Source organism: Pseudomonas sp. LH21, from assembly GCF_036549575.1.
Lineage (GTDB): Bacteria > Pseudomonadota > Gammaproteobacteria > Pseudomonadales > Pseudomonadaceae > Aquipseudomonas > Aquipseudomonas peradeniyensis.
Map to the genome: position 1 here is coordinate 5937474 of NZ_CP144367.1, position 20538 is coordinate 5958011.

Genomic DNA, 20538 nt, shown 5'->3' on the forward strand with positions numbered 1-20538 from the left:
TTCATGTGCACCATGACGCGCGTGCAATCCACACAAACGGGAATCCCCATCTTATGCAACGTTTTCTTAGCATCGCTCTGGCGCTCTGCGTCGGCCTGACGCTGAGCCTCGACGCCAACGCCAAGCGCTTCGGTGGTGGCAAGAGCTCGGGCTCCGCGCCTATCCACCAGACCCGCCAGGCCACCCCGACCACGCCTGCCGCCGCCCCGACCGCTCCTGGTCGCGCACCCGCCGCCGCCAGCGGTGCCTCGCGCTGGCTGGGCCCACTCGCCGGCCTCGCCGCCGGTGGCCTGCTGGCCTCCATGTTCATGGGCGACGGCTTCGATGGCATGCAGATCCTCGATTTCCTGATCATGGGCCTGATCGCCTTCCTGGTCTTCCGCTTCATCGCCGCGCGCCGTCGCCAGCAGCAGCCGCAACACGCTGCCGCCGGCCACGCCCCGTACCAGCGCGAAGCCCAGCCGCAGGCCGCCCCGCAGTCGATCTTCGGCGGCTCCGCCGCACCGGTCGCCTCGCCTGTGATCAACGCCCCGGCCTGGTTCAACGAAGCCAGCTTCCTGTCCGCCGCCCGTTCGCACTTCCAGTCGCTGCAGCAGCACTGGGACGCCAACGAGATGGACAAGATCGCCGAGTTCGTCACCCCGCAGATGCTCGAGTTCCTCAAGCGCGAGCGCGCCGAGCAGGGTGAAGGCTTCCAGTCCACCTACATCGACGACCTCGATGTGCAACTGGACGGCGTCGACGAGCGTGTCGACCAGACCGACGCCACCCTGACCTTCCGTGGCGTGTCGAAGACCTCGCGCTTCGACCAGGGCGAAGCCTTCAGCGAAAGCTGGCACATGGTTCGCGCCCATGGCGAGAACCAGCCTTGGCTGCTGGCCGGTATCCGCCAAAACGGTTAACCGTCGCACGTTGCAGAAAAAACCCCGGGCCTGTCCCGGGGTTTTTGCTTTTGCCAGAGCGGCCTACTAGGGTATAACGCGCAGCGTTGTCATAAGGTCAGAGGATGTGAACCGTGGAAGAAGTGATCGAACAACTCCGTGAAGCCAACGAGCCGGTACCGGTGCCGCTGGAACTGCCGGACGAGGATCAGCTGGTCGAGATCGAGGAAGAACTGTTCATCAACATCCCGTTCGTGTTCAAGGAATACCTGCTGACCGTCAGTGACGTGGTGTACGGCAGCCTCGAGCCGGTGACCGTGACCGATCCGCAATCCCACACCTACCTGCCGGAAGTGGCGGCCAACGCCTGGGACGCCGGCGTGCCCCGCGACCTCATTCCCATCTGCCAGGACGGTGACGACTACTACTGCGTCGAAGAGGACGGCACCGTGGTGCTGTGGTCCGGCGAAGAAGAAATCGTCACCGAGGAAAGCTGGGAATCGGTCTGGCACTGGGCACGGGATGTCTGGCTGGAAAGCTGAATGAGAAATACCCGCATAAAGTGATGGCTTATCGCTACCCATCACTCGTAGAATCGCCAGGCTCTCTGCGCCTGGCGACACTGCTACCGCTCCATCCCCTCGGACGACGGTGAAATCTTGCGCAGAAAGCGTTAACCGCGCGCTCAGTGCGAATGATCGCGGCTGTTCTCCAGCGTCTCCAGCAACGCCACCTGCATCCGCGTATGCACCCGGATCAGCCAGCGCCACAGCAGCGCCACCACCACTGCCGCCACCACGACGATGACCAGCAGCAGTTCGCTGGTCGGCAGGATGCTTGCCGACAAGGCCGACAGCAGCAGGAAGATCACCAACAGTGACAGCAGCGGAATCACCTCGGCGATCACCCGCCGTACCCGCTGGGTATGCCGCCCGGCCATCTCGGGCTTGACGCCCATCTCAGCCAGTAGCATCGACAGCGCCTTGAGCTTGCGATAGGCCGCGATCAGGAATGGCAGCGACAACAGCAATGCCGCGCCCCAGATCAGCGCCTTCTGCTGGCCGGCATCCGCCACCCACTCGCTCAACCAGTTGCCGATGCGCCCGGCGAAATAACCGCCACTGAAGAAGATCGCGATCACCAACGCCAGGTTGACCCCGACCTGCAGCAGAATGCGTCGGATCATCGCCGCCAGCATGGCCCCCTCACCCTGCGGCTGAATGCTGCGCAACCACTCGCCATACAGCGACAGCACCCGTGCCACGCGGCTCGGTACCACCTTGCCCAGCCTTATCGACAGAGGGTCAGCAGCCCGGATCAGGTACGGTGTCAGCAAGGTTGTAATGGCCGACACAGCTACTGCGACCGGATAGAGAAAGTCACTGGTGACCTGCAAGGTCACCCCCAGGGCGGCGATGATGAAGGAGAACTCGCCGATCTGCGAAAGCCCCATCCCCACGCGCAACGAGGTGCGCCCGTCGTTGCCGGCGATGAACGCACCCATGCCACAGGAGAGCATCTTGCCCAGCACCACCGCCAGGGTGATGACCACGATCGGCCAGGCGTACTCGACCAGGATCGATGGGTCGATCATCAAGCCGATGGCGACGAAGAAGATGGCGCTGAACAGGTCGCGAACCGGCTCGATCAGCCGTTCGATCTTCAGCAGCTGGCGCGACTCGGCCATGATCGCGCCGATCAGGAAGGCGCCGAGCACCATGCTGTACTCGAGCTTGACCACCAGCAGGCAGAAGCCGAAACACAGGCCCAGCACGGTGATCAGCAGCATCTCGTTGCTTTCGAATTTCGCCACGTAGGCCAGCAGCCGCGGCACCAGCAGGATGCCGATGACCAGCGCGACGATCATGAACAGCGACAGCTTGCCCACGGTGGAGAACACCTCGCCGGAACTCACCGAGCCGCTGACGGCAATACCCGACAGCAGCGCGATGATGCCGATGCCGAGGATGTCCTCGACGATCAGCACGCCGAAGATCAGCTGGGCGAAACGCTCGTTCTTCATCTTCAGGTCGTTGAGCGCCTTGACGATGATGGTGGTCGAGGAGATCGCCAGGATCGCTCCGAGGAACAGCGAATCCATGGTATTCCAGCCGAACCAGCGACCGATCTCGAACCCGATCCAGATCATCAGGACGATTTCCAGGAACGCCGCAATGAAGGCCGTGGCGCCGACCTTGAACAGCTTGCGCAGGCTGAACTCCAGGCCCAGGCAGAACATCAGGAAGATCACCCCAAGTTCGGCCAGGGTCTTGATGGTGTCTTCGTCGTGGATCAGGCCGAACGGCGGCGTGTGCGGGCCGATGATGAAACCGGCGACGATGTAGCCCAGCACCACCGGCTGCTTGAGGCGATGAAAGAGGATGGTGACCACCCCGGCAACCAGCATGATCACCGCCAGGTCCTGGATGAAGCTGATGGCATGCATGGCGTGATACTCCTTGTTTTCGGTGCTCGGGGCGAACCGCTCCTCTGCCGGACGATCCTTCGGCGCGGAGCAGGCACATACTGTTGTGATAGACGCAAAAGCCCACGTTGCATGGGCGTCGTCAGGTTAACATCGCGCCTTGCCACAAATTGCCGATGCAATATGCAGAAACAGATCGGCCGATTCGACACCGGCGATGGCAAGATTGGCGTGACGATGGAGCGTCAGCCGACGTCCCGTACCAGGATGGGAAACCTCAACGAGGGGAAACAGAAGTGTCTGCAGATACCCGCCCCGAATCCGTGCAAATTCACCGTGAGCTCTCTATGGAACCTGGAAACGCCCAGCTGACCATGACCGTCCTGATGACACCGGACATGGCCAACTTCTCTGGCAACGTACACGGCGGCACCCTGCTCAAGTACCTCGACGAAGTCGCCTATGCCTGCGCCAGCCGCTATGCCGGCACCTATGTGGTGACCCTGTCGGTGGACCAGGTGATCTTCCGCGAACCGGTGCATGTCGGCGAGCTGGTGACCTTCCTGGCCTCGGTCAACTACACCGGCAACACCTCGATGGAGGTGGGCATCAAGGTGGTCACCGAGAATATCCGCGAGCGCTCGGTGCGCCACTCCAACAGCTGCTTCTTCACCATGGTCGCGGTGGACGACGACCGACGCCCGGTGAAGGTGCCGCCGCGCCAGCCGCAGAGCAGCGAGGAGAAGCGCCGCTTCCTGCAGGGCCAGCAACGCCGCCAGATCCGCCAGGAGCTGGAACAGCGCTACCAGAACCTCAAGGCTGATTCGATCTAGTAGAGCAAGCGCTGCGCCTCGAAGCGCACCCGCGGATGGGCGATGCGATCCTGGGCTCGCACCAGTTGCAGTTCATAGCTGGTGCAGGCCTGGGTTTCCAGCAGCACTTCATGCACGGCGGCGGCGGTGAATTCGAAAGCCTGCAACCAGTCGTCGCCCAGCAACACGCGGGCGAGGAACAGCCCGGAGGTCAGGTCGCCCACGCCCACCGGCTGGCGTGGGAAGGCCAGCAAGGGCCGGCGCAGGTGCCAACTGGCATCGCGGGTCACCAGCAGCATCTCGAAGGCATCGTCCGCCCGCTGTGGATAATTCAGGTGCTTGACCAGCACCACCTGCGGCCCGCGCTCCAGCAACCCGCGCGCCATGCCCACGCAATCTTCCAGGGACTGCGCGCGACGGCCACAGAAGCTGTCCAGCTCGAGCTGGTTCGGGCACAGGATATCGGCCTTGGCGACCGCCTCCTCGAGCAGGAACTCGCTGACCTCCGCCGGTACGATGCAGCCCTTCTCGGCATGCCCCATGACCGGGTCGCACAGGTACAGGGCCTTGGGATTGACCGCCTTGATCCGCTCGACGCCGGCCAGGATCGCCCGCCCCTGCTCGGCACTGCCCAGGTAGCCCGACAACACCCCATCGCAGTGGCCCAGTTCGCCGATATTGGAAATGCCTTCCACCAACGCAGGAATTTGCGCTGGGGCAAGCACTTCCCCGGCCCACTGTCCATACTGAGTATGGTTGGAGAACTGTACGGTGTTGAGCGGCCAGACGTTGACCCCGACCCGCTGCATGGGAAACACCGCGGCGCTGTTGCCGGCGTGTCCAAAGACCACGTGGGACTGAATGGCGAGCAGGTGCGGCGTACGTTTCATGCGGGACGATTCCGAAACTGTGTGAATAAGTGTGCGGCCCGCAGTATGAACCTGATTGCCATCTGTACGACAGGCCAGAGACGCAGTTAAGCTGGATCGACCTGTCTGGAGCTTACGCAAATGCTGACCCTGGAAAACCTCTTCGTCCTGATGCTGGTGGCGACCGCAGGCGCCTGGCTGTGGCACAACCACGGGCTGCGCGAAAAGGCCCTGGCACGGGTCAAGCAGCATTGCGCCAAGCTCGACCTGGAGTTGCTCGACGACGCCGTGGCGCTCAAACGCATCGCCTTCGTGCGTGACGCCAATGGCAGGAAGCGCCTGGCGCGCATCTACAACTTCGAATTCACCGTCACCGGTGAACAGCGCCACCCCGGCACCGTCACCCAGTTCGGCGCCCACACCATGCAGATTGAACTCGCGCCCTATCCGTTCGAGATCAAGACCCCGCCGCGTGCCGACAACGTCATCGAGATGCAGCAGTGGCGCCAGGAGCACAACCGCTGGCGCAATTGATCAACGGATCAGCTGGCAGCCGCATATTGCCGCTTGCAGGGCCTGCAAGGGTTGCGGTCGATCGAAGATCAGCTCGATGCGCGAGTCCTTGCGCCATTCGCTGGAGCGCCACTCCAGCGTTCCGCCTTCCAAGCCATTGAACGACTGCCAGCCTTCGGTGCTATGGACAACACCCTTCGCCCGGCGCCACGGCCATTGCTCGAGCACACCGCGCAGCACGGCCTCGTCGAAGCATTGGTCGGGATGCCAGCGCCAGCCGATACTCCAACCTCCCTCCCCCTTCTGATACTGGCAGATCGGCTGTCGTGGATCGGTCCACAGGGTGGGCAACGGCACTGCACCGTTATCCACAGGCAGGCTGCCAGGGTCGACCGTACCTGCCGCCACGGGGGTTGAAACAGGCAATGCAGCAAGCGGCAGTATCCCGTGATCCGTCCAGCGCGCCGGTATTGCGGGTAGTGATGCAGTTATCAACAAGCGTGCGGCTTCATCCACAACGCTCGCCTTGTTGAACACCAGCAACCCCGCCTTCGCCAGCGCCTGGTGCTGAGCCTCGGGCAGGACGTCGCCCCGGGACAGCGCTGCGGCATCCAGCACCATCAGCAGTGGCTGGACCGACAGCACGCCAGTCCAGGGCGCACGCCCCAGTTGCTCCAGCAACTCGACCGGGTGACCGAGGCCGGACGGTTCGATGAACAGGCGGTCCGGGCGAGCTTTGCGCAGCAAGCGGCCAAGCCCCACCTGGAATGGCGCGCCATTGACGCAGCACAGGCAGCCTCCCGCCACTTCTCCGATGGAGATGCCCGCCTCGTCGCGGCTGAGCAAGGCGGCATCAAGGCCAATCTGACCGAACTCGTTGACCAGCACGGCCCAGCGCTCACCTGCCGGACGCTGGTCCAGCAGGTGGCGGATCAGGCTGGTCTTGCCGGCGCCGAGGGGGCCGGCGATCACATGGGTGGGGATGTTCTGCAGCATGGCTCGGTATCGGGGTGAATTGATGGCAGTCTATACCGCCAGGCCCCGCGATTCATGCCAACCAATCCAGGCTCAACAACAATCGGCGCTCCCCGGCAGGCGTCAGCGGTGACCGGTGGACCAATCCCGCGCCCTCGTTGCCCAGCCACTTCTCGCCCTTCAGCAAAGCCACCTCTCCCGCCGCCAGGCGCCGAACCTTATCCACAGGCGTCGACAACTGCTGCAAGCGAGCGCGATCGATCGCTCCCTCCGCCAGCCATTCGCTGCCCGCACCGGCATAGGTGCTGAGCAGGCGCACCGGCACATGGTCCACATGCATGCGCGGGCACATCGCCCCATCCAGTACCCGCACGCGCACACCGAGACGACGGGCGCCCAGCAGGCAGGTGTACGCGGCCACCAGCCAAGCCACATCCGCGACGAAACCGTCATAGCCGTGCAGGTCGGCGGCCTCCCTGAGCAAACCTGGCAAGGCTGGTGGGTGGCGTTCATCCACCTCGATCACCCGCTCATCGGCCAGGGGTTGGCCAAGGCTGAGCACCAGGTTGGCGAAGTCCTCCACCTGGGCCGGCAGGCGGCGCTGCCAGACCGCCAGGTTGACGCCATCCTGAAGAATGTCGGTCATCACCTGGGGCGATTCACCGAACACCTGGCGGATATCCACAGTCATGCCACCGCGTCCTCATGCCAAGCCCCGAAAGGATCGGGCAGACGCAGCCAGGCCATCGGCCCCGATTCCATCTCGTCGTCCGTGAGCAGGCAGGCCTCCAGCTCTGTGGATAACCGCTCAAAGTCGATGTTCTGCCCGATGAACACCAGTTCCTGACGGCAATCGCCGCTTTCCACCGACCACTGCTTGAGGATCGCCGCGGTGTTCTCTTCGTCCTGCGGCCATTGCTCGCGTGGCACGAAGCGCCACCAGCGCCCCGCCAGGCCGTGACGCATCATGCCACCGGCCTGGGACCAGCTCCCGGCCTCCTGGTATTTGCTGGCCAGCCAGAAGAACCCCTTGGAACGCAGCAACCGCCCGTTGCTCCAAGGCGTGTGGATAAAGTCGTAGAAGCGCTGCGGGTGGAACGGCCGACGTGCCTGCCAGGTGCTGGCGGCGATGCCGTATTCCTCGGTTTCCGGCACATGCTCGCCCCGCAGTTCGCGCAGCCAGCCCGGGGCCTGGGCCGCCTGGTCGAAATCGAACAGGCCGGTATCGAGGATGCGCGACAGCGCCACCTGGCCCATCACCATCGGCACGATCTGCGCCCGGGCATTGAGGCTGCGCAGGATGGCCACCAGCTCCTCGCGGTCAGACTGGCTGATCAGGTCGATCTTGCTCAGCAACAACACGTCGGCGAACTCGACCTGCTCGATCAGCAGGTCGCTGATCGAGCGCTCGTCCTGTTCACCCAAGGTCTCGCCGCGGCTGGCGAGACTCTCGGCGGCCTGGTAGTCACGCAGGAAGTTCAGCCCGTCGACCACGGTGACCATGGTGTCCAGCCGCGCCATGTCGGAGAGGCTGCGCCCCTGTTCGTCGCGAAAGGTGAAGGTCTCGGCGACCGGCAGCGGCTCGGATATTCCGGTCGATTCGATCAGCAGGTAATCGAAGCGGCCCTCACTCGCCAACCGCGCCACCTCTTCCAGCAGGTCCTCGCGCAAGGTGCAGCAGATGCAGCCGTTGCTCATCTCCACCAGTTTTTCTTCCGCCCGGTTCAGGCTGACGTTGCGCTGGACCTCGCTGGCATCAATGTTGATTTCACTCATGTCGTTGACGATCACGGCGACGCGCAGGTTGTCGCGGTTGCGCAGGACATGATTGAGCAGCGTGCTCTTGCCGGCGCCGAGGAAGCCGGACAGCACGGTGACAGGGAGACGGTTGGGCATGACTAACCTCATCGGGAAGGCGCATTCGAATCGATGCATTGCATAATGTTATATTATAACAATACAATTTCGCCAAGCCGTGTCGACCGAACGGTTGTCTGGAGAGCGTCATGAAATCATCCGGCCTCGCTGCCCTACTGCTGCTCGCAGCCCCCACGCAGCTTCTCGCCATGCCCCACACCGACCTCGCCCTGTGCACCCGCAGCGCGACCCTGCTCGCCTGCCAGGATGGCCAAGGCAACTACTACAGCGTGCGTACCGAAGGCAGCACCTTCTACCTGCGTGGCTACGAAGTGGCAGGCAAGCGCCTGTGGGCTCAGACCAACAGCCGCTACGGCACGCTGACCTTCTTCACCGGGCTGGCCAGCGACGGTGAAGCCTGGGTGGGCTACAGCCGCCGCATCGGCTGGACCACCCTCAACCGTGTCTCCAGCTCCAGCGGTCAACGCTTCAACCTGCACTGCAGCCTTGTCGGCGGTTGCCGCTGACTGCCATCACTTCAGGATTCTTACATGTCTAGCCTTGCCCTTCCCGACATCGCCGCACAGAGCAGCCCGCAGGCACTGCCGCTGGACTGGGTCGGCATGTGCGGTATCGCCCTGCCGCTGCTGGTCGACGGACGCAGCCTCGGCGCCCACGCCGATGCCGGCGTGAGCCTGGATGACGGCGCAGCCCGGGGCATCCACATGTCACGGTTGTACCTGGCGCTGGAAGCGCTGGAACAGCAAGCCTTGAGCCCACGGCTGATTCGCCGGACGCTCGAGCACTTTCTCGCCAGCCACGAGGGCCTTTCGAACACCGCCTACCTGCGTCTGGCGTTCGATCACCTGCTCAAGCGCCCGGCGCTGGTCAGCCCGCTGGCAGGCTGGAAACGCTACCCGGTGAGCATCGAAGCCCAGCTGAAAGATGAAATGTTCCACGTGGAACTATCGGTGCACATTCCCTACTCCTCGACCTGCCCCTGCTCGGCGGCGCTGGCAAGGCAGCTGATCCAGGCGCAGTTCGACCGGGACTTCGCTGATCAGTCGCTGGAGCGGGAACGTGTTCGCCAATGGCTTGGCAGCAGCGACGGCATCGTTGCAACACCCCACAGCCAGAGGAGCCTGGCCAAGCTGCAGGTCCGCCTGGACGGCGACGCGTTCAGACTGACTGAGTTGATCGAGACAGCGGAGGCAGCCTTGGGCACGGCCGTACAGACGGCAGTGAAGCGCGCCGACGAGCAGGCCTTTGCCCTGGCCAACGGACAGAACCTGATGTTCTGCGAGGATGCCGCCCGCCGCCTGCATGCGGCCTTACGAACGCTAGCGGGCGTGAGCGGCTTCAGCGTGCGCGTGGAACATGCAGAGAGCCTGCATGCCCACGACGCGGTGGCGGTCAGTCGTTATCGCTGGTGACAGATCAAGTACGTGGTTTGACGGTTCCACAATCATTCCCAAGCCAGACCGCCCGGGTGTCCATGCTGCCCTGCTGCTGGACCCCGGAGGCATTGAAGGTACCGTTGACCTTGGTCAGGAACTCCCGGTCGCTGAGGAAGGTGGCCTGGCCGTTACCCTGGGCCTTGGGGCAACTGAACTGGAACTTCCAGACATTGCCATTGCGCTCGGTGATCTTCTGCGTGCACCCGGACTGCGGATCCTGCAGCGGAATGTCATTGGTCTTGACCTGCTCCGCAGTCAGGCACGAGCGCACCCCCTTGCCTCCCACCGTGATGCCCTGCTTGGCCAGGGCCCCCTCCATCATCGCCCGTTGCTCGGGCGGCAGGTTCTTCAACTGACCGAGCATGAACTCCATGTCCGGCAACGGCTTGCCATCGACCTGCATGTTGCTGGTGGTCAGTTCCCACAGGCCGGGTTGCAGCATCTGCGCATGAACCAGCGGGCTGCCCAGCCCCAGTACCAGGGCGAGCAGTGGCAGACGAATCTTCATGGATGAAAGCTCCTCGAAATACCGGCTCCGGCCGGACTGAGCCGTTAGACGTCAAAATCGCCTATGGGTTGCAGGCATACCCTCGAACGTGGTCTGTTAGCAGCAGTGCTCTCGGCAAGCAGGATGCGTATGGATTTCCACAGCCCCTACTTCTTCGGTTACTTGCTCGGCCTGATTCATCTGCTCGGTCTCATCGCCGCGTTGCATGCGGTGTTCACCGTGCGCACCGCCCAGGGTGCGATCGCCTGGGCCATGTCGCTGCTGTTCATCCCCTACCTCACCCTCATCCCCTACCTGGTGTTCGGCGCCCGTTCCTTCTACGCCTACATCCAGGCCCGACGCCAGGCCAACCAGGAGATGCACGTGGCCATGGCCAACCTGAACTGGCGGCCCTGGGTGGAGGAAGCGCTGACCGCCCGCGAATCCGACAGCTACGCCGCCCTGCGCGCCATGCCCAAGCTGGGGCGCATGCCGTGTCTGGCCAACAACGAGGTGAAGCTGCTGATCGATGGCGCAGCCACCTTCGAGGCGATCTTCTCGGCCATCCGCATGGCACGGGACACCGTGCTGGTGCAGTTCTTCATCATCCATGACGACGCCCTCGGCCGGGAGTTGCAGCAACTGCTGCTGCGCAAGGCCGCCGAAGGCGTGCAGGTGTTCGTGCTGTACGACCGCGTCGGCAGCCATGCCCTGCCGGCCAGCTACAGCCAGGTGCTGCGCGACGGCGGTGTGCAGATCGAGGCGTTCGCCACCCGGCGTGGCTGGTTCAATCGTTTCCAGGTCAACTTCCGCAACCATCGCAAGATCGTCGTGGTCGACGGCCTGCTCGGGTTTCTCGGCGGCCATAACGTAGGAGACGAGTACCTCGGGGCACACCCCAAGCTGTCACCGTGGCGCGACACCCATGTGCAGATCGGCGGCCCGGTGCTGGCCTGCCTGCAAGAATCCTTCGCCGAGGACTGGTACTGGGCCACGCGCCAGCTGCCGCCGCTGATCCTGCCCGACGTCTACCCGGAGAACGGCGTACTGTGCCAGGCCTTGGCCAGCGGCCCGGCAGATCCACAGGAAACCTGTGCGCTGTTCTTCCTCGAGGCGATTCACTCGGCTACCCGACGGGTGTGGATCACCAGCCCCTATTTCATCCCCGACGAAGCCATCTTCGCCGCCCTGCGCCTGGCGGTGCTGCGGGGTGTCGACGTGCGCATCCTGATTCCCTCGCGCCCCGACCACCGCATCGTCTACGCCGCCTCCAGCCTGTTCGCCTTCGAGGCGGTGCGCGCCGGGGTGCGCATGTTCCGCTACCTGCCGGGCTTCCTGCACCAGAAGGTGGTGCTGGTGGACGATGAGGTCAGCGCCATCGGCAGCGCCAACCTCGACAACCGCTCGTTCCGGCTGAACTTCGAGATCACCCTGCTCACCGTGGACCGCACTTTCGCCGACCAGGTCGAACAGATGCTGGAGAATGACTTCGAGCAGGCTCGGGAGATCACCGCGGAGGACAGCCGCGACACCCACCGCCTGCAACAGTTGGGGATGCGTATCGCGCGGCTGATTTCACCAATCCTGTAGCCCGGCGAGCCTAGTCGGCACGCCGGGCTACCCGGTCAGCGATAGAGGTCCTCACGCGTCCACGGCAGGTCGTGGTGGCCGTCGGCGTAGGGCTTCACCGCGAGAATCTGGTGCAGGTTGATCCAGCCCTTGGTGAAGGCGTAGGCGCAGCCGGCCAGGTACAGGCGCCAGATGCGCAGGGTCTTCTCCGGCACCAGCGCGGCGGCGCGATGCAACTGGTTCTCCAGGTTCTCGCTCCAGTGATTGAGGGTCTTGGCGTAGTGCAGGCGCAGGCTCTCGATATCGACCACCTCCAGGCCCGCCTCGCAGATCCGCGCCGTGATCATCGAGATATGCGGCAACTCGCCGTGGGGGAACACGTAACGGTCGATGAAGTCCCCCGCGCCGCGACCGACCGGGCGACCATCGACGTGCTTGGCGGTGATGCCATGGTTCATCACCAGGCCACCTTCCCGCACCGCGCCGAACAGCCGCTGGCAATACAGCTCGAGGTTGGCATGTCCGACGTGTTCGAACATGCCGACGCTGACCGCCTTGTCGAAGCGGCCATCCTGGGGCAGGTCGCGGTAGTCGAGGATCTGCAGGTCAACCTTGTCGGCCAGGCCCTCCTCCTTGACCCGTTGGCGGCCGAGCTTCAACTGCTCCTTGCTCAGCGTGATGCCGAACACCTTGGCGCCATACTCGCGGGCGGTGAACCGCGCCAGCCCGCCCCAGCCGCAACCGACATCCAGCAGATAATCACCGGCCTGCAGGCGCAGCTTGCGGCACAGGTGATCGAACTTGTCCTGCTGGGCCTGGGCCAGGGTGTTGTCCGGCTCCTTGAAGTAGGCGCAGGAATAGACCATGTCCGGGTCGAGCCACAGTTGGTAGAAATCATTGGACAGGTCGTAGTGGTAGGAAATGGCTTCGGCGTCGGTGCGCTTGTCATGGGAGGTGCGCTCCGGCAAGCACTCGTCTTCATCCTTGAGCAAGGCTTCGCTGAGCTCGTCGCAGACCCGAATCACTTCGCCGATATCGCCTTCCAGCTCCAGCTTGCCCTCGACGAAGGCGGAACCAAGCTCTTCCAGGTTCGGGTGGGTGAGCTGGGCGATCAGCTGGGGCTCCTTGACCAGGATGGTGACCTGCGGGCTCGGCCCCAGATCGAACTGGTTGCCATCCCACAGCTTGACGCGCAAAGGTAAGTGCAGGCTCTGCAATGCGGGTGGAAGTTGCGCAAGCATTCATGACCCTCCCTTTCATTGATACGGGACGCCAGACCTCAAGGTGTCGGACGTCACCGGATCAGGGTAGTTCATTCGTGCGAAGTTTCCGTTAATCGCGACCATAGTCTAGAACTATCTGGTCCGGGCCGCACAACAGATTGTATACAATTTTCATCTCTCAGACTAACCTTGTGCCCCTCTTCGCTTCCTCACACTCTCGGAGTAACGAAACCCATGAAATCCTATGACGTGGTGATCATCGGCGGCGGCCCCGGCGGCTACAACGCAGCGATCCGTGCCGGCCAGCTGGGCCTGAGCGTGGCCTGTGTCGAGGGTCGTCCGACCCTGGGCGGCACCTGCCTGAACGTCGGCTGCATGCCTTCCAAGGCGCTGCTGCATGCGTCCGAGCTGTACGAGGCGGCCAGCGGCGAGGAGTTCGCCCACCTGGGGATCGAGGTCAAGCCGACCCTCAACCTGGGCCAGATGATGAAGCAGAAAGACGAAAGCGTGACCGGCCTGACCAAGGGCATCGAGTACCTGTTCCGTAAGAACAAGGTCGACTGGGTCAAGGGTTGGGGCCGCCTGGACGGCGCCGGCAAGGTGCTGGTCAAAGCCGAGGACGGCAGCGAAACCACCCTGCAGGCCAAGGACATCGTCATCGCCACCGGTTCCGAACCCACGCCGCTGCCCGGCGTGACCATCGACAACCAGCGCATCATCGATTCCACCGGCGCCCTGTCGCTGCCTCAGGTGCCCAAGCACCTGATCGTGATCGGCGCCGGCGTGATCGGCCTGGAGCTGGGTTCGGTGTGGCGCCGCCTGGGTGCCGAAGTGACGGTGATCGAGTACCTGGACCGCATCTGCCCAGGCACCGACGAGGAAACCGCCAAGACCCTGCAGAAGGCCCTGGCCAAGCAAGGCATGACCTTCAAGCTCGGCAGCAAGGTGACCCAGGCCACATCCAGCGCCGACGGCGTCAGCCTGACCCTGGAGCCCGCCGCCGGTGGCAACGCCGAAACCCTGCAGGCCGACTACGTGCTGGTGGCCGTCGGTCGCCGTCCCTATACCAAGGGCCTGAACCTGGAAAGCGTGGGGCTGGAAACCGACAAGCGCGGCATGCTCGCCAACGACCATCACCGTAGCGCTGTCCCAGGTATCTGGGTGATCGGCGACGTCACCTCCGGCCCGATGCTGGCGCACAAGGCCGAGGACGAAGCGGTGGCGTGCATCGAGCGCATCGCCGGCAAGCCCCACGAGGTCAACTACAACCTGATCCCGGGTGTCATCTATACCCGCCCGGAACTGGCCAATGTCGGCAAGACCGAAGAGCAGCTCAAGACCGAAGGCCGTGCCTACAAGGTCGGCAAGTTCCCCTTCACCGCCAACAGCCGGGCCAAGATCAACCACGAGACCGAAGGCTTCGCCAAGGTCATCGCCGACGCCGTCACCGACGAGGTGCTGGGTGTGCACCTGGTTGGCCCGAGCGTGAGCGAGATGATCGGCGAGTTCTGCGTGGCCATGGAATTCTCGGCCTCGGCCGAGGACATCGCCCTCACCTGCCACCCGCACCCGACCCGCTCCGAGGCCCTGCGCCAGGCGGCGATGAATGTGGATGGGAAAGCGATGCAGATCTGAGTGAGCACCTTGTAGCAAAACGGTGTGGGAGCGGGCTTGGCCCGCTCCCCCATGTGCCAGGCCTAGCCGTGGGCCAATTGTTTATCCACACCCTCACGGAAGCGCGAGGCCAGGAATGGCGTGATATCCAGCGGTAACGCCTCATTGTGGAGAACCTTGTCCAACAGCACACCGGTAATCGCCGACGTGAGGATCCCGGTACGGAAATGTCCACAGGCATTGAAATAGCCCTGAACATTATCCACAGGCCCGAGAATCGGCAGCTCGTCCGGTGACCCCGGGCGCAGGCCGGCCCAGGTGCGCTTGAGGTTCACCTGCGCCAGCTGCGGCACGCAGCGGATCGCGCCCTGCACCAGGCCGCTGATTTCCGGGAAGGTGTTGCTGACATCGAAGCCCTTCTCTTCGGTGGTGCTGCCGATCAGGATTTCGCCATTGTCCTTCTGCGCCATGTAGCAATCGCTGGTGGTGATGCAGCCATCGAGCAGCTTGGGCAGGCGCTCGGTCAGCACGATCTGGCCCTTCACCGGCTTGACCGGAATGCTCTCCCCGGTCGCCCACTCGCTCAGCTCCGCGGCCCAGGCGCCAGCGGCATTGATCAAGGTACCGCAATGGAACTCGCCGGCCTCGGCGGTGCGCACGCCCTTGATCCGCGAGCCTTCATGCAGCACGCCGGTGATGTTCACGTTCGGGTACAGGTCGACGCCGTTCTGCCGCGCCGCCTCCATGTAGGCATCGCCCAGGCGGAACGGGCTGACCTGGTGATCGCAGAGAAACTCCAGCGCGCCATTGGCCTTGAGCGTCACCGCCGGCTCCGAGGCCCGCAGCGCGTCGCGGTCGAGCCAGCGTACCTGGTCGGCCAGGTGCGGGATCTGCTTGACGATGTGCTCGGCGTACAGCTGGTCTTCTTCATCCTGGATGATGTACTTGAGCCCGGTGCGTTCGAACTTGAAGTCCATGCCGTGGCGCTCGATCAGCTCCTGGTGCAGCTGTGGATAAAGCGCGTTGGACTGCAGGGCGAAGTCGAAGAAACACTCCGGCAGGATGTGCGGCGTGCTCGAGTCGACCACCACCGCCGCGCCGTTGGCCTCACGCTTGTTGCGCGAGGACATCATGCGAAAGAAGATCACCCCGCAGCCCAGTCCCACCGACTCGCCGATGGCCCACAGGCCGCCGGCCGAGGCGCGGGTGGCGTTGCCCGGGCGCTTGCAGTCGATCAGGGCGATCTTCAGGTTGTGCCGCTTGGACAACTGGTAGGCACAGGAAGCGCCGATCACGCCGCCACCGGCAATGATGATGTCGTAATGCTTGTTCATGCTCAGGCCTCCGTGCCGAGTTGTTCGAATGCGGAAAACGGAATCGGGTCTACCGGGAAGCGCGGGCGCAGCCAGCCCACGTCCGGGCGTCCGGTGGCGCTGCGCAGGCGGTCGCTGCAGTAGCCGACGCACATGCGCCCCTGGCAGTCGCCCATGCTTACTCGGGTACGCATCTTCAGGCTGGCCATGTCCTCCACGCCCTGCTCCAGGGCCAGGTCGATCTGCTCGCGGGTGACGTTTTCGCAACGGCAGATCACCGTGTCGGCCTGGGGCAGCTGGATCTGCGCCGCGCCGCGCGCGGTGTAGCGTTCCACCCCGGAGCGGAAGCGCTTGATCGCCGCCAGCTTGCCGAGGAAACGCTCGCGGCGCTCGATCGCCTGCTCGGCATCGAGCTTGCCCATCTGCTGCAGCATCGACACCGCGGCGATACGCCCGGTGAGCATTGCCGCCTCGCCACCGCGAATACCGGCCATGTCGCCGGCCAGGTGAATGTTCGGCTGGCTGCTCTGCTGCCACACGTTGCACTCGGCGCGCAGGTAGCCGTCCTCGCTGAAGCCATGGGCCAGGCCCAGTTGCTGGCTGAGCTGGGTCCGTGGAATGAAGCCGTAGCCCACCGCCAGGGTGCGCACCTGCTCGCGCTGGATGCGGGTCATGTCCGGCTGCCAGTCCTGGGTGTAGGGGGCGACCTGGACCTCCTGCAGCTCGCCATCACCCGTGGCGCCCACCACACCCCAGCCGTAATGCATGGGGATGCCGTTGAGCTTCATGTAGGCCAGCATGCTCAGGCCATCGAGGAACAGCTGCGGCTTATTCATCAACGCCAGGCTTTCCTTGGCGATACGGTTGAACGAGCAGGCCTCGTACACACCGGCCACCTTGGCGCCGGCAGCGTGCAGCTGGCAGGCGACCAGCGGCAGCAACGGCCCGGTACCGGCAATCAGCGTGCTGCCCAGTGGCTTGACCACACCGCTCTTGATCTGCAGCTGCAAGCCACCGAGCAGGATCACACCGGGCAAGGTCCAGCCGGGGAACGGCACGTTGCGTTCGTGACATCCGGCGGCCAGCAGCAGGTGCGAGTAGTCGATCTCGTGCAGCTGTTCATCAGCGTCGAGGACCATCAGCCGTTGATCGTCCCCACCCACCACGCGATGGTTCAGGCGCAGGTCGATGCGCTCGGCGCAGGCGGCGAAATCTTCATGCAGCTTGGTCAGGGCCTTGGTGTAGCGCGGCCCCAGGTAGCCCAGGTCGACACCCGCGCGCAGCGGACCACGATAGACCACGCCACCGGGGCGCGAGGCCTCGTCGAACAGCAGGAAATCCACGCCATGTTCGGCCAGCTCGATGGCGGCGCCCATGCCGGCCGAACCGCCACCAACGATCACGGGACGAAGGCTCATGGATGGGCCTCCTCTTGCACGCGGTTGACCTCGGTCTCGATACTCATGCCCGGCTTGACGATGGTCTGGCAGGCGCGACGCTTGGGACGCCCATCGATCTGCACCAGGCAGCAATGGCAGACGCCCATGCCGCAGTAGGCACCGCTGAGCTGGCCATGATCGTTACGCGCCAGCTGGCGCAGGCCAACGGCGTTGAGCACGCTGAGTACGGTTTCGCCGGCACTGGCGACTGCAGGCAGGCCATTGACCAGCAGGGTCATTTCAGCGCCTTCCAGTGGCTGGATATCGTGCTTTCGTTGCAGCGTCTGCATTTCCTGTCGTCCTTGATGACTGATGGGTCGGGCGACGTTAGGGCAAACAACGAGGGAAAACATTGATCCATGCCAGAGGCTTGGTTAAGAAATGTCTTACAGCGACGGACGCACAATTGTGTAGGAAATTACCTTGTTACCCCCCCCGATCTCACCGGCGCTGCAACTCGCTTGTCGATCCTCGGTTCAAGGAAACAGCTGTTCGATCTGTGCCACCGAACATTCGGCGGCTCTACCTTTTCCCATGAACCGTCGCCTGTTCTGGAAACTCGCCATCGTGCGGGCGGTCGGCGGGGTCGCGCTGATCTGGGTGATCAAACGCCTGGCCTGGCAGACCGAAGAAAGCATGAGTTTCATCCCCCCGAACATCAGCAAGAACGGGCTTGGTCGGCAATCGTGAAGTCGCAGGTACAGCCGCTTGGGCGGCCTGTGCCGACTTGTCGGAGAATCCCTAAACGAACTCAGTACTCTATCCTACCAGTCGTTTAATTAAAAATTTGGCCTTACCCGCACCAAACGAAATAGCAGTAGACGCGAACGGCACGTTGAGTGCCATCCAGGCTGCAATATGTAAAATTCTATATTTGAAGCTCGTGTCAAACGCCAGCAATTTACCAGTCAACGTGTAAGCTCGATTATCCTTGAGCTCCAGCTGCCGAAACGCTTCACCTGCTAGATATCTTGCCTTAGCCCTATTAATTAACGCACTTTTTGAAACTAATATAGGATGTTTTTCTACCAACAGATCAAGCGCGAGAAGCGATTCCTCCAGCAGCTTATAGGTCTGCATACTGGCCCCACCGAGATGTTTCCTGTAGCGACCCAATACCTCCGGAACTTTTATGACGGGACCATTCAATGATATTTCCAGGAAGAATAGCCAATCGCTCACTGTTTTGAGTCGATGATCATACCCCCCCTCAGGAATGGCCGTTCTGCGCACCATGATAGAGCAGCCACCAGGAATTCCACCTTTCAACAGCATATCATCAAAATTATTAACATCTTCACGGGGCAACTGGTTGGTTACAAACAGGCATTCATCCGTATCAGAGTTAAAAATTTCCACTGGGTGATAGCAAAGCACGGCATCCGGTTGAGCCTCTAAGGCGGCCACTTGCTTTGAGATTTTGCCAGGCAACATCAGATCGTCACCCGCAAACAATGAAACAAAATCACCATCGCAATGGTGTAAAGAAAGGTTACAGTTACTAGTAACCCCTAGATTTTTTTCATTGACAATAGCTTTTACTTTGCCCGGATAGCGCTGTGCGTAATCAAGAATAATACCCGCTGTACCGTCCTTGGATGCATCGTCGCACACGACCACCTCAAGGTTCTCATAATCCTGCGCAAGGATCGAATCAAGCGCCTGGGCGATGAACGCTTCCGCATTGAAAGCCGGCATCATGACACTAACTTTTTTCATGGCATTCCTTTGATGTATATTTTTGCAACAATAAGTGTGAAAATAAAATAAATAAAATAATTAACAATAAATGCGTACATCGCCCCAATCAATCCGAACGAAGCGCTCATAACGTAAACCAGCACGACATACAAAGAACTGAAAAACAACTCGGACAGGAAAAATGTCTTTGTCATCGATTTGGCCAGCATTATATACGACAACAAGAACGAAGCTATCTTGATCACATCGCCGATAAGTTGAGGGGCATACAAGTATAACGCCCCTTCGAATTCATCTGAGAATAGCAGCCAGGTAATAGGCCCTTTCAAGATAAAAACGAATGCTGCCGATAAAAAAACAACAGGCATAAGAATCGTATAACCCAGTACGATTTCACGCTTGAAGTTTTGCCGATCATCAATGGAAGAAAGCTTAGGTAAATAATATACGCTGATCGCCATGCTGATGAATAGCAAATAAGCTTCAGATACCTTTGTTACTGCTTGCCAGTAACCAACCTGCTCCCATGAGAAACTTTCAGCAAGCATGTTTCTCACGACGATCTGCACGATGGGGGCCAATAACGCTGAGGTTAAAGTCATCAACGAGAACTTTGCCAGCCTGGATAGCATCTCGTTATCCACACTCGGGCGAAAGTAATTTAAATTGAAATACTGACTTCGCGCATAGCAGCCAAGACTTACGAATAGTAACATACCTTGTCCGAGAACAAACGCCAGCAACACGCCATAGAGTTTAAAAAAGTAGCCTAGGACTGACGGCAACAAGACACCTATCACAGCACCTATCACGTGTACCAGAGCCAACCTTTTAACATCCATCATGCCATTAATGATGGCGATGATCAAATTATGCAATGCCACAAATATCTGCGCCACGGCGAGTACAACGATCAAGCTCGTATATTCTTCCCCTCCCAGAAGCCAAATGCTTATATCAGCACTGAAGATCAGCACCAGCACACACATTAATAACGAAGAAACCAGCGTGAACGTGAGCGCGCTGCCGACCAAGGCCTGAATACTTTGGACATCGTCTCTGAATTGTGCAAGATATTTGACAACACCCGAGCCCACGCCACCGCCCGCGAAAACCACTAACAGCGCAGTCAGGCTCATGAACTGCCCGAGTTGCGCAACACCTTCCGGGCCAGCAAGCACTGCGACCAGCTTCATTACCAGAAACGCTGAAAGCAATCGGGCGAAGGTTGCGATCGCAGTGAGAAACCCGGTTTTAAGCAAATTCAAGATAGGCAGCCTCATTCAGAGCAGAATAGTACTCATGCTCGCACAGGAACTGATCCCAATATGATTTTATATCATGGACGGTCGCCGGCAGCACACAGACGAATATATCGCACTCATATAACGTCAGCGACGAGT

At 61.7% G+C, this 20538-nt stretch carries 21 protein-coding genes; 9 read left to right on the forward strand and 12 right to left on the reverse strand.

From position 1 onward, the window contains the following. Positions 1 to 53 precede the first annotated feature (53 nt). Positions 54 to 902 (forward strand): Tim44 domain-containing protein, encoded by an 849-nt coding sequence (locus VUG52_RS26945; RefSeq protein ID WP_050707576.1) that lies wholly within the window; start codon positions 54 to 56, stop codon positions 900 to 902. A 113-nt stretch (positions 903 to 1015) separates the two neighbouring features. After that, positions 1016 to 1423 carry an SMI1/KNR4 family protein gene (locus VUG52_RS26950; RefSeq protein ID WP_028689999.1) on the forward strand — a complete coding sequence of 136 codons (408 nt, stop codon included), beginning with the start codon at positions 1016 to 1018 and terminating at the stop codon, positions 1421 to 1423. A 143-nt stretch (positions 1424 to 1566) separates the two neighbouring features. Here VUG52_RS26950 and VUG52_RS26955 read toward each other — a convergent pair whose 3' ends face one another. Continuing rightward, positions 1567 to 3327 carry a cation:proton antiporter gene (locus VUG52_RS26955; protein WP_028690000.1) on the reverse strand — a complete coding sequence of 587 codons (1761 nt, stop codon included), beginning with the start codon at positions 3325 to 3327 and terminating at the stop codon, positions 1567 to 1569. Positions 3328 to 3653: 326 nt separating this feature from the next. Here VUG52_RS26955 and VUG52_RS26960 point away from each other — a divergent pair, with 326 nt between their 5' ends. After that, complete coding sequence (locus tag VUG52_RS26960; protein WP_050707577.1) at positions 3654 to 4139, forward strand: acyl-CoA thioesterase; 486 nt, start codon at positions 3654 to 3656, stop codon at positions 4137 to 4139. On the opposite strand, the gene pdxY is transcribed toward VUG52_RS26960, so the two are convergent. Further along, on the reverse strand, positions 4136 to 5008 hold the full coding sequence (gene pdxY, locus VUG52_RS26965) for a pyridoxal kinase PdxY (protein ID WP_331832301.1): 873 nt from the start codon (positions 5006 to 5008) through the stop codon (positions 4136 to 4138). The genes VUG52_RS26960 and pdxY overlap by 4 nt on opposite strands. A 120-nt stretch (positions 5009 to 5128) precedes the next feature. Here pdxY and VUG52_RS26970 point away from each other — a divergent pair, with 120 nt between their 5' ends. Further along, on the forward strand, positions 5129 to 5521 hold the full coding sequence (locus VUG52_RS26970) for a DUF3301 domain-containing protein (protein ID WP_050707579.1): 393 nt from the start codon (positions 5129 to 5131) through the stop codon (positions 5519 to 5521). On the opposite strand, the gene VUG52_RS26975 is transcribed toward VUG52_RS26970, so the two are convergent. Genes VUG52_RS26975 through zigA form a run of 3 tightly spaced genes read right to left on the reverse strand, consistent with a single transcriptional unit; the run spans position 5522 to position 8371 of the window. Continuing rightward, complete coding sequence (locus VUG52_RS26975; RefSeq protein WP_331832302.1) at positions 5522 to 6496, reverse strand: CobW family GTP-binding protein; 975 nt, start codon at positions 6494 to 6496, stop codon at positions 5522 to 5524. A 52-nt stretch (positions 6497 to 6548) separates the two neighbouring features. Beyond that, complete coding sequence (locus VUG52_RS26980) at positions 6549 to 7166, reverse strand: DUF1826 domain-containing protein (protein WP_331832303.1); 618 nt, start codon at positions 7164 to 7166, stop codon at positions 6549 to 6551. Then, positions 7163 to 8371 (reverse strand): zinc metallochaperone GTPase ZigA, encoded by a 1209-nt coding sequence (gene zigA, locus VUG52_RS26985; protein WP_331832304.1) that lies wholly within the window; start codon positions 8369 to 8371, stop codon positions 7163 to 7165. Before zigA ends, VUG52_RS26980 begins: the two co-directional genes overlap by 4 nt. A gap of 110 nt (positions 8372 to 8481) precedes the next feature. On the opposite strand from zigA, the gene VUG52_RS26990 reads away from it, so the two are divergent. Next, positions 8482 to 8859 (forward strand): glutamine synthetase, encoded by a 378-nt coding sequence (locus tag VUG52_RS26990; RefSeq protein ID WP_186732159.1) that lies wholly within the window; start codon positions 8482 to 8484, stop codon positions 8857 to 8859. 24 nt (positions 8860 to 8883) lie between these two features. Beyond that, on the forward strand, positions 8884 to 9765 hold the full coding sequence (folE2, locus tag VUG52_RS26995; protein ID WP_331832305.1) for a GTP cyclohydrolase FolE2: 882 nt from the start codon (positions 8884 to 8886) through the stop codon (positions 9763 to 9765). A gap of 4 nt (positions 9766 to 9769) precedes the next feature. Here the strand turns inward: folE2 and VUG52_RS27000 are convergent, their stop codons facing one another. Then, entirely contained in the window at positions 9770 to 10297 is a 528-nt protein-coding gene (locus tag VUG52_RS27000; protein WP_050707585.1) for a DUF3617 domain-containing protein, read from the reverse strand. Between the two features lie 129 nt (positions 10298 to 10426). On the opposite strand from VUG52_RS27000, the gene cls reads away from it, so the two are divergent. Next, positions 10427 to 11866, forward strand: coding sequence for a cardiolipin synthase (gene cls / locus VUG52_RS27005; protein WP_050707586.1), 1440 nt, complete (start codon positions 10427 to 10429; stop codon positions 11864 to 11866). Positions 11867 to 11901: 35 nt separating this feature from the next. On the opposite strand, the gene cfaB is transcribed toward cls, so the two are convergent. After that, positions 11902 to 13086 (reverse strand): C17 cyclopropane fatty acid synthase CfaB, encoded by a 1185-nt coding sequence (gene cfaB / locus VUG52_RS27010; RefSeq protein ID WP_331832306.1) that lies wholly within the window; start codon positions 13084 to 13086, stop codon positions 11902 to 11904. Between the two features lie 216 nt (positions 13087 to 13302). On the opposite strand from cfaB, the gene lpdA reads away from it, so the two are divergent. Beyond that, positions 13303 to 14703, forward strand: coding sequence for a dihydrolipoyl dehydrogenase (gene lpdA / locus VUG52_RS27015; RefSeq protein WP_331832307.1), 1401 nt, complete (start codon positions 13303 to 13305; stop codon positions 14701 to 14703). A 62-nt stretch (positions 14704 to 14765) separates the two neighbouring features. Here the strand turns inward: lpdA and hcnC are convergent, their stop codons facing one another. Genes hcnC through hcnA form a run of 3 tightly spaced genes read right to left on the reverse strand, consistent with a single transcriptional unit; the run spans position 14766 to position 17724 of the window. Then, positions 14766 to 16016 carry a cyanide-forming glycine dehydrogenase subunit HcnC gene (gene hcnC, locus VUG52_RS27020; RefSeq protein WP_331832308.1) on the reverse strand — a complete coding sequence of 417 codons (1251 nt, stop codon included), beginning with the start codon at positions 16014 to 16016 and terminating at the stop codon, positions 14766 to 14768. A gap of 2 nt (positions 16017 to 16018) precedes the next feature. Further along, positions 16019 to 17413 carry a cyanide-forming glycine dehydrogenase subunit HcnB gene (gene hcnB, locus VUG52_RS27025; RefSeq protein ID WP_331832309.1) on the reverse strand — a complete coding sequence of 465 codons (1395 nt, stop codon included), beginning with the start codon at positions 17411 to 17413 and terminating at the stop codon, positions 16019 to 16021. Continuing rightward, positions 17410 to 17724 (reverse strand): cyanide-forming glycine dehydrogenase subunit HcnA, encoded by a 315-nt coding sequence (hcnA, locus tag VUG52_RS27030; RefSeq protein WP_050707591.1) that lies wholly within the window; start codon positions 17722 to 17724, stop codon positions 17410 to 17412. Before hcnA ends, hcnB begins: the two co-directional genes overlap by 4 nt. 244 nt (positions 17725 to 17968) lie before the next feature. Here hcnA and VUG52_RS27035 point away from each other — a divergent pair, with 244 nt between their 5' ends. Beyond that, positions 17969 to 18124, forward strand: a complete 156-nt coding sequence (locus VUG52_RS27035; protein WP_156329682.1) for a hypothetical protein — start codon at positions 17969 to 17971, stop codon at positions 18122 to 18124. 69 nt (positions 18125 to 18193) lie between these two features. Here VUG52_RS27035 and VUG52_RS27040 read toward each other — a convergent pair whose 3' ends face one another. Both VUG52_RS27040 and VUG52_RS27045 read right to left on the reverse strand, forming a co-directional pair. Next, the gene (locus tag VUG52_RS27040) at positions 18194 to 19153 is read right to left on the reverse strand and encodes a glycosyltransferase (RefSeq protein WP_331832310.1); all 960 of its coding nucleotides are present in this window, start codon (positions 19151 to 19153) and stop codon (positions 18194 to 18196) included. Beyond that, positions 19150 to 20403, reverse strand: a complete 1254-nt coding sequence (locus VUG52_RS27045) for an O-antigen translocase (protein ID WP_050707625.1) — start codon at positions 20401 to 20403, stop codon at positions 19150 to 19152. The genes VUG52_RS27040 and VUG52_RS27045 overlap by 4 nt, the downstream gene beginning before the upstream one ends. Positions 20404 to 20538: the final 135 nt, after the last annotated feature.

Excerpts from the sequence above, each read along its gene's own strand:
- VUG52_RS26945 (WP_050707576.1), top strand. The coding sequence starts at position 54 with ATGCAACGTTTTCTTAGCATCGCTCTGGCGCTCTGCGTCGGCCTGACG.
- VUG52_RS26955 (WP_028690000.1), bottom strand. The coding sequence starts at position 3,327 with ATGCATGCCATCAGCTTCATCCAGGACCTGGCGGTGATCATGCTGGTT.
- VUG52_RS26960 (WP_050707577.1), top strand. The coding sequence starts at position 3,654 with ATGGAACCTGGAAACGCCCAGCTGACCATGACCGTCCTGATGACACCG.
- pdxY (WP_331832301.1), bottom strand. The coding sequence starts at position 5,008 with ATGAAACGTACGCCGCACCTGCTCGCCATTCAGTCCCACGTGGTCTTT.
- VUG52_RS26970 (WP_050707579.1), top strand. The coding sequence starts at position 5,129 with ATGCTGACCCTGGAAAACCTCTTCGTCCTGATGCTGGTGGCGACCGCA.
- VUG52_RS26975 (WP_331832302.1), bottom strand. The coding sequence starts at position 6,496 with ATGCTGCAGAACATCCCCACCCATGTGATCGCCGGCCCCCTCGGCGCC.
- VUG52_RS26980 (WP_331832303.1), bottom strand. The coding sequence starts at position 7,166 with ATGACTGTGGATATCCGCCAGGTGTTCGGTGAATCGCCCCAGGTGATG.
- zigA (WP_331832304.1), bottom strand. The coding sequence starts at position 8,371 with ATGCCCAACCGTCTCCCTGTCACCGTGCTGTCCGGCTTCCTCGGCGCC.
- VUG52_RS26990 (WP_186732159.1), top strand. The coding sequence starts at position 8,482 with ATGAAATCATCCGGCCTCGCTGCCCTACTGCTGCTCGCAGCCCCCACG.
- folE2 (WP_331832305.1), top strand. The coding sequence starts at position 8,884 with ATGTCTAGCCTTGCCCTTCCCGACATCGCCGCACAGAGCAGCCCGCAG.
- VUG52_RS27000 (WP_050707585.1), bottom strand. The coding sequence starts at position 10,297 with ATGAAGATTCGTCTGCCACTGCTCGCCCTGGTACTGGGGCTGGGCAGC.
- cls (WP_050707586.1), top strand. The coding sequence starts at position 10,427 with ATGGATTTCCACAGCCCCTACTTCTTCGGTTACTTGCTCGGCCTGATT.
- cfaB (WP_331832306.1), bottom strand. The coding sequence starts at position 13,086 with ATGCTTGCGCAACTTCCACCCGCATTGCAGAGCCTGCACTTACCTTTG.
- lpdA (WP_331832307.1), top strand. The coding sequence starts at position 13,303 with ATGAAATCCTATGACGTGGTGATCATCGGCGGCGGCCCCGGCGGCTAC.
- hcnC (WP_331832308.1), bottom strand. The coding sequence starts at position 16,016 with ATGAACAAGCATTACGACATCATCATTGCCGGTGGCGGCGTGATCGGC.
- hcnB (WP_331832309.1), bottom strand. The coding sequence starts at position 17,413 with ATGAGCCTTCGTCCCGTGATCGTTGGTGGCGGTTCGGCCGGCATGGGC.
- hcnA (WP_050707591.1), bottom strand. The coding sequence starts at position 17,724 with ATGCAGACGCTGCAACGAAAGCACGATATCCAGCCACTGGAAGGCGCT.
- VUG52_RS27035 (WP_156329682.1), top strand. The coding sequence starts at position 17,969 with ATGAACCGTCGCCTGTTCTGGAAACTCGCCATCGTGCGGGCGGTCGGC.
- VUG52_RS27040 (WP_331832310.1), bottom strand. The coding sequence starts at position 19,153 with ATGAAAAAAGTTAGTGTCATGATGCCGGCTTTCAATGCGGAAGCGTTC.